Source organism: Kribbella antibiotica (genome assembly GCF_004349055.1).
GTDB lineage: Bacteria > Actinomycetota > Actinomycetes > Propionibacteriales > Kribbellaceae > Kribbella > Kribbella antibiotica.
This window is the reverse complement of sequence record NZ_SMKX01000258.1, coordinates 1-6,278: the sequence shown is the minus strand read 5'-3', so window position 1 is coordinate 6,278 and position 6,278 is coordinate 1. Positions and strand designations below refer to the sequence as shown.

Annotated in this window: 9 protein-coding genes; 3 read left to right on the top strand and 6 right to left on the bottom strand. The window is 66.9% G+C overall.

Annotated elements, in window-relative coordinates; translation table 11 throughout:
- Positions 1-147: 147 nt before the first annotated feature.
- Genes E1263_RS41600 through E1263_RS41590 form a run of 3 tightly spaced genes read right to left on the bottom strand, consistent with a single transcriptional unit; the run spans position 148 to position 2,407 of the window.
- Positions 148-540 carry an MAPEG family protein gene (locus tag E1263_RS41600; protein ID WP_132177855.1) on the bottom strand — a complete coding sequence of 131 codons (393 nt, stop codon included), beginning with the start codon at positions 538-540 and terminating at the stop codon, positions 148-150.
- Positions 537-1,490 carry an ATP-grasp domain-containing protein gene (locus tag E1263_RS41595; RefSeq protein ID WP_165956939.1) on the bottom strand — a complete coding sequence of 318 codons (954 nt, stop codon included), beginning with the start codon at positions 1,488-1,490 and terminating at the stop codon, positions 537-539. Before E1263_RS41595 ends, E1263_RS41600 begins: the two co-directional genes overlap by 4 nt.
- Positions 1,487-2,407, bottom strand: a complete 921-nt coding sequence (locus tag E1263_RS41590) for a glutamate-cysteine ligase family protein (RefSeq protein WP_132177851.1) — start codon at positions 2,405-2,407, stop codon at positions 1,487-1,489. Before E1263_RS41590 ends, E1263_RS41595 begins: the two co-directional genes overlap by 4 nt.
- Positions 2,408-2,463: 56 nt before the next feature.
- Here E1263_RS41590 and E1263_RS41585 point away from each other — a divergent pair, with 56 nt between their 5' ends.
- Entirely contained in the window at positions 2,464-2,925 is a 462-nt protein-coding gene (locus E1263_RS41585) for a MarR family winged helix-turn-helix transcriptional regulator (RefSeq protein ID WP_132177849.1), read from the top strand.
- A 159-nt stretch (positions 2,926-3,084) separates the two neighbouring features.
- The gene (locus tag E1263_RS41580; protein WP_132177847.1) at positions 3,085-3,615 is read left to right on the top strand and encodes a hypothetical protein; all 531 of its coding nucleotides are present in this window, start codon (positions 3,085-3,087) and stop codon (positions 3,613-3,615) included.
- On the opposite strand, the gene E1263_RS41575 is transcribed toward E1263_RS41580, so the two are convergent.
- Genes E1263_RS41575 through E1263_RS41565 form a run of 3 tightly spaced genes read right to left on the bottom strand, consistent with a single transcriptional unit; the run spans position 3,572 to position 5,554 of the window.
- A complete protein-coding gene (locus E1263_RS41575; RefSeq protein ID WP_132177845.1) occupies positions 3,572-4,045 on the bottom strand; it encodes a hypothetical protein in 474 nt (157 codons plus the stop codon). The two genes, E1263_RS41580 and E1263_RS41575, sit on opposite strands and share 44 nt — an antisense overlap.
- A 2-nt stretch (positions 4,046-4,047) precedes the next feature.
- On the bottom strand, positions 4,048-4,968 hold the full coding sequence (locus E1263_RS41570) for an aldo/keto reductase (protein ID WP_202869308.1): 921 nt from the start codon (positions 4,966-4,968) through the stop codon (positions 4,048-4,050).
- Positions 4,969-4,978: 10 nt separating this feature from the next.
- On the bottom strand, positions 4,979-5,554 hold the full coding sequence (locus E1263_RS41565) for an ArsR/SmtB family transcription factor (RefSeq protein WP_132177843.1): 576 nt from the start codon (positions 5,552-5,554) through the stop codon (positions 4,979-4,981).
- A 57-nt stretch (positions 5,555-5,611) separates the two neighbouring features.
- Here E1263_RS41565 and E1263_RS41560 point away from each other — a divergent pair, with 57 nt between their 5' ends.
- Entirely contained in the window at positions 5,612-6,196 is a 585-nt protein-coding gene (locus tag E1263_RS41560; protein WP_132177841.1) for a dienelactone hydrolase family protein, read from the top strand.
- Positions 6,197-6,278 lie beyond the last annotated feature (82 nt).

The following is a 6,278-nucleotide window of genomic DNA, read 5'->3' as shown; positions in this document are numbered from 1 at the left end:
CGCCGGACGGGGACGAACATGGGCGGGGCTGGGGAGCGCTACCCACCTGAATCGGCAGGTAGCACTCCCCAACCCGCGCAATGAAGCAGCAACACCGCAGTCGGCGCGGCGGGCGGTTGACGCACTCAGCTCCATACATGTCTGTACTTACAGGGTGGCAATTGCGGTGATGCCGATGGCGATGCCGACGAGGTAGGTGCCTAGGGCGCCGATGTCGCGGAGGGGGCCGTGGCCGGCGAGGGTTTTGGCGGTGAGCATGCCGACGGCGTGCGAGGTGCGGACGACGAGGGCGGCGATGGCCAGGGCATCGACCAGCCAACTGTTGGAGAGGAACGAGCAGACCAGCAGCAGGACGAGCAAGGTGGGAATGTATTCGGCTGCGTTCCCATGTGCCCGGATGGCGATCATTAGGCGATCGGCAGGGTCTGTCGGAGCCTGGTTGCCGCCACCGCGGAGGATCCGGTTGCGGGTGACATTGGCGCCGAGCAGGAACAGCAGGATGCCGAGCAGGGCCATGCAGATGACGGTGATCGTGCTCATGTCAGAACTCCTTCGCGAACTCTGGTGAGGTGCTGGACGATTGACTGGCTGAGGGTCGTACCGAGGAGGGCGTCGGTCTTGTGCATGCCGCCGGGGCAGGTGACGTTGACCTCGATCAGGCGGCCGCCGATCACGTCGGCGCCGGCGATGGTGAGGCCGTGCTGGATGAGGATCGGCCGGAGTGCGGCGGCGATTTCCTTGTCGGCGGCATCGATCGGCGCAAGGGCAACCGGTGGGCCGATGCGGAAGTCGCTGCAATCGGGCCGGCGGAGAACCGCGCCGATGATCTCACCGTCGAGCAGGAACAGGCGTTTGTTGCCGTGCGCAACGGCGGGCAGATACTCCTGCGCGATGACCTGCCGTCGGCCACCACGAGTGGCCGACTCCAGCAGGGACATGGCCGCATGATCGTCGTGGACCAGCCAGACATCGAGACCGGCGAATCCATCGACAGGCTTGACGATCGCACTTCCATGGCGCGCAACGAACTCGCGGAGTGCGACGACCGACGTACCGACGTAGGTCGCGGGACACAGCTCTGGGAAACGGAGAGCGATCAGCTTCTCGTGGACGGCACGGATGCCGTCCGGGCGGTTGACGACGCGGGTGTTGGCGAGGTCGAGCAGGTAGGTCAGGTGCAGGTAGCGGTCGTCGACCGGGGGATCGATGCGGACGTGCACGACCGCGAAATCGGCGACATCCACCAGCGCGGCCTGGAGTTCGTCGTACCAGGTGGGGTCGACGATCCAGCGGTGATCGCGGCCGGGACGGCGTGGGCGGAGGCGGATTCGGTGCGCGCGGACTTGCAGGCGGCCGTCGATCACTGCGAGCTCCTCGGGCTGACAGCACCAGACGTCGTGGCCGAGGTCCTGCGAGGCGGCCATCAGGCCGATGGTCGCGTCGATGTCGGCGTGCAGGCCGACCAGCGGGTCGGTGACAAAGAGGATCATGCGACCAGCTCCAGTTGGAGTTCTCCGGCTGCTGCAGCTCGCCATTGCTCGGCGAGCTGCGCCCGGCCGGGTTCGAGTGCACGCAAGACGTTGCGGCGGTTGGCGTCGTCGTACATGAGGCTGGTGAGCTCGGTGATGACGCGGCCGATCGTGGACGGCTCCTGGGCGTCGAGAAAGCGAACCTCCAGGTACGACGATCGCGGCCGGACTGGCGGGAACATCGTGGTGAGGTGCTCGGCGGGGGTGTCGGTGAACGCCGCGGCGCCGGCGGCGAAGGCCGTGTACGCCGCAATCGGATCGCCGCCGCCGAGCAGTCGGTCGTCGAAACCTGTTCGGGCGGGATCGGCGTCGAGCCAGGTGGTGAGCCGGCCGTGCGGCCCGAAGCTGCGGGCGAATCGCGCGGCGAGGTAGGGCCCGGCGAGGTTGAGGACGCGCCACTGCTCGAGACCGGCCGCGCCCGGCCACCAGTCGAGGCAGATCTGTGTGGACGCGGTACGACGCATCATCCGCCGACCGGCCGGTCCGATCGAATCGAAGTGTCGGTGCATGGCGACGTACCGGGGGCTGGTGAGCTGCAGTGGGACCTCGTGTTCGGGCCGCGGGTCGACCGGGAGCGCGTAGATGGTGAGGTGGTCCGCAGCGAGGTGATGGGTGAGGTCGTCGACCATCGTGTGCAGCTGAGTGACCGGATCGAGGGTGCACGGCAGGCTCAGTTCGAGCTGACCGCCGGGCTCGAATCCCAGGTACGGCGCGGCGATCGCGCCGGCCGCTGCTCGTCGTACCCGCTCGATCGGTACGGCGGCGCCGGTGGTGGCGTCGGCGACCAGGAACTCCTGCTCGACCGCGACCCGGACACTCCGGCGCCGGCCGCGGGCAAACAGCTCCGCCACCAGCGGGTGTAGCTCCTTCGGATTCATGACCGCTCCTGATACTGTAAGGATTCCTGTCGAAATAATGGAAGGAATCCTTACGAGTGTCAAGCGCTGAACTCCCTCGACTCGGCCGCAAGCCGTTCATCGCGTTGGTTGACCGTGCGAACCGGGCCCTCCAGATCGACATGGTGCGCGAGATGCACGCGCGCGGTTACCCCAAGGTGAAACAGGCCCACAATGCCGTCTTCGCCACCCTGCAGGAGGGCGGATCCCGCTCCGCCGACATGGCCATGCGGGCCGGCATGACCCGCCAGTCCATGGGCGAGCTCATCCGCGAAATGGTTGCCCTAGGCATCCTTGAGATGCGACCCGACCCCGAGGACGGTCGCGCCAAACTCGTCACCTACACCGACCAGGGCCTCGCGGTGGCCAGCGACGGCTACCGCCGCCTCCTGGGCCTGGAAGAACATTTCGCCGAAGAATTCGGCCCCGACGAATACGCCACGGCCCGCGACGTCCTCGCTCGAGTCGCCGACGTACTGGAGCGCTGGTCCGACGAGTAGCTTGGCCTGAAGTTGCCACGAGGGCGTTGAGACCCTGCCAGCTGCGAGAATGGAGGCATCGACTAGAGCAGGGGGTGCTCGATGCGCGCTTATCGCGTGATAGCCGGTGTTACTGGGGTTGTCGGGGTGCTGGGGGCGGTGGGAGCGCAGCTTGGCACGGTGAGTGCTGAGCGAACGTTCGCGACGACCTCGACCGCTGCGCAGAGTCTGATCTCGATCGGGGTGCCGTTCATCGGTGCGGTCGCGGGGGCTCGGCGGGAGCGGTCGTTGTACAAGCTGGCTCTGGGGTATGCCCTGGGGATGGCGACGCTCGGGCTGATCGCGTCGCTTCTTGTTGCTGCGTTGGTGCCGTCGACCGCTGCGGATCCGTGGAAGCATGCGCCGGCCATCATCATTGGCGCGTTCATCACGCAGGTTGTGGCGCAGTCGCTCGGCACCGGGTTCGGGCTCCTGATCGGGCGCCCGGTGATCGCGTCGATCCTGACGATCGTGCCGCCGCTGGCCGTGTACTTCTTGCTGGCCGCGGTAGCACCTGGCGCGAAGGGGCTGGCGCCGTACGGGTCGGCTCAGTTGTGGTGGAAGGGCGAGTTCAGCGGCTCGGACGTGCTGCTGTTCGTGGTGATGGTTGCCGTGTGGGGTGTCGGGCTCAACCTCTGGGGAACCTCTGCCGCACGTTCACGCCAAGCCTGACGGCGATTCCGCTCGCGAAGGCAGTGCCACCAAGGATGCCGAGTGTTATGAAGGCCCAGGTGGCGCTGCTCGTCGGGGTGTCGTGGCGGAGGCCGATCGCGGTGGCGCGTTCGCTGAGTTTGAACTCGTCGACCGAATCGAAGCCGTCGGCTGCCATCGCGGTCGAGAGCTTGAGGATCTCCTGGCGTTCGGCGAGGGTGAAGCCGCCCTCAGGGGTGCCGGAGCAGGGCAGTTCGTCGCCGGTGGTTCGATCGATGACGAGCAGTCCCGGCTTACAGACCGGCAAGCGTCCTGAGGTCGATTGCTCGGTCACCAGGACCTGGTAGCTCAGCTTGGTGGACGAATCCGTCACGATGGCACCGATCAGGCCAACCACGGCGGCCAAGGCTCCGCCGATCAGCAGTCGCTTGGCGGTACGGCGTACGTCCATCGTCAGGGCAGTGTGTTTCCGGCGGCGGTGTAGAGGCGGTACCACTCTTCGCGGGTGAGCCGGATTGCGGCGCCGGCCGCGGCGTCCTGGACTCGGCTCGGGGTGGTGGTGCCGATGACGATCTGCATGTTGGCCGGGTGGCGGGCGAGCCAGGCGATCGCGATCGCGTCCGGCGACGTGTTGTGGGCGCTCGCCAGTTCGTCGAGGGCGTCGTTCAGGCCGGGGTAATTCGAGCGATCGCCGATGAAGACGCCGCCGTTCTCCGGCGCCTGCACGGAACCCCAGGTCTGGATGGTCATGTCGTGCAGCCGGCTGTAGTCGAGGATGCCGAGATCGCGGTCGCCCGACTGCTCGAGGCCCATGATGTTCGCGGCCAAGCCCTGCGCGACCAGCTGCGCGTTCGCGATGCTGAACTGGAGCTGGTTGGCGACGAGCGGCTGGCGAACCGACTTCTTGAGCAGCTCGATCTGGCCGGGCGTGTGGTTCGAGACGCCGAACGCGCTGACCTTGCCCGCGGCGTGCAGTTCGTCGAACGCGGCCGCGACCTCGTCGGGCTCGACCAGGGTGTCGGGACGGTGGATCAGCAGTACGTCGAGATAGTCGGTCCGCAGCGCGGCCAGCGTCTGATCGACGCTCGACAGGATGTGCTCACGCGACGAGTCGAAGAACCCGGATCGGATCCCGACCTTCGACTGCAGCTGGATCTGGTCCCGCTCGGACGCCGGCACGGGCTGCGCCTCACCGTACCGCTGCTCGCAGCCGTGCAGACCGCCGTAGATGTCGGCGTGGTCGAACATCGTCACGCCGGCCTCGCGCGCGGTCCCGACGAGAGTACGGATCTCCTCGTCGGTCTTTTCCTTGATCCGCATCAGCCCGAGGACAACCTGCGAAGCCGTCGTCCCGTTCAAGTCGATTGTCGTCACAAAGGCGACCCTAGTCCTCGTCGGCGGCCGGCGGCAGGGTCGGGTAGTCGACGATCGGATAGAGACCAACAGTGAATCCGTACGTCGTATCGCCCGCGCGCGGGAGGTTGTCGAACGTCTGGATCAGGTCGTGGACGCCGCGCCAGAACTCGCCCGCGCGGTCCTCGGGGATCCGGGCGTGCCGGATGAACGAGCGGAGCTGGCCTTCGTCGTACGCGGTCCTGGACTCCTCGGCGGCGACCTCGAAGTCGTTGAAGTCCTCCGGGAGTTTGCCGCCTTGGCGGCCGAGTCCGACGTAGAACGCGCGGGCGGCGCGGCCGTAGAAGCGTTCCTCGATCGCGCGCACCTTACGAGTCCGGACGACGCGCAGGATGCCTGCGTCCGCCAGCACCTTCACGTGGTGGGCCACCGTGCTCTTGGGTCGCTTGACCGCGGTGGCCAGCTCAGTGACGGTCGCCGCTCGCTCGTGCAGGAGGCCCAGGATCGTCGTACGGAGGGGGTCGGCGATCGCGCGCACCTGCTCGGCAGTGGTCAGCTCGATGGTGTCCGCGAGCTCGTAGTCGGGCACCTGACTGTTGCCTGTCACGATCGAACAGACTAGCATTCCCGATTGTTCGAGATATTTGGATCATTGGAGCAGATCATGGCCGAGGTTGTTCTGTACCACCACGCGCAGGGGCTCACCGAAGGGGTGCAGGCCTTCGCCGACGAGCTCCGGCAGGCCGGGCATACCGTCCACACCCCTGACCTGTACGACGGCAACACCTTCGACAATCTCGACGACGGCATCGCCTACGCGAAGTCGATCGGCTTCGGCAAGCTGCTCGAGGCGGGCGTCGCTTACGCCCAGGACCTCCCCGAAAACGTCGTCTACGCAGGCTTCTCGATGGGAGTCATGCCGGCCCAGCAGCTCACCCAGACCCGCCCCGGCGCCCGAGGCGGTCTGTTCTTCTACTCGTGTCTCCCGGTCGGCGAGTTCAGCGAGACGTGGCCGGCTGGCGTTCCCGTCCAGATCCACGGCATGGACGAGGACCCGTGGTTCACCGAGGAAGACGGCGACCTGACCTCCGCCCAAGCCCTCGTCGCCGCGAACCCCACCGACGCCGAGCTCTTCCTCTACCCCGGCAAGTCGCACCTCTTCGCCGACAACTCCCTCTCGGACTACGACGCCCCCGCCGCCACCCTCCTCACCGAACGAACCCTCACCTTCCTAGCCAACCTCCCCTAGCCCTCACCGACCTCCGACGTCTCAGGGGTCAACCCCTGAGACGTCGGAGGTCGGTGAGGGCTAGGGGAGGTTCTGTCTCTTA

Bases quoted from the DNA above. Each gene is read 5' to 3' on its own strand.
- E1263_RS41600 (WP_132177855.1), bottom strand. From the start codon at position 540: ATGAGCACGATCACCGTCATCTGCATGGCCCTGCTCGGCATCCTGCTG.
- E1263_RS41590 (WP_132177851.1), bottom strand. From the start codon at position 2,407: ATGAATCCGAAGGAGCTACACCCGCTGGTGGCGGAGCTGTTTGCCCGC.
- E1263_RS41575 (WP_132177845.1), bottom strand. From the start codon at position 4,045: ATGGACGTACGCCGTACCGCCAAGCGACTGCTGATCGGCGGAGCCTTG.
- E1263_RS41560 (WP_132177841.1), top strand. From the start codon at position 5,612: ATGGCCGAGGTTGTTCTGTACCACCACGCGCAGGGGCTCACCGAAGGG.
- E1263_RS41595 (WP_165956939.1), bottom strand. From the start codon at position 1,490: ATGATCCTCTTTGTCACCGACCCGCTGGTCGGCCTGCACGCCGACATC.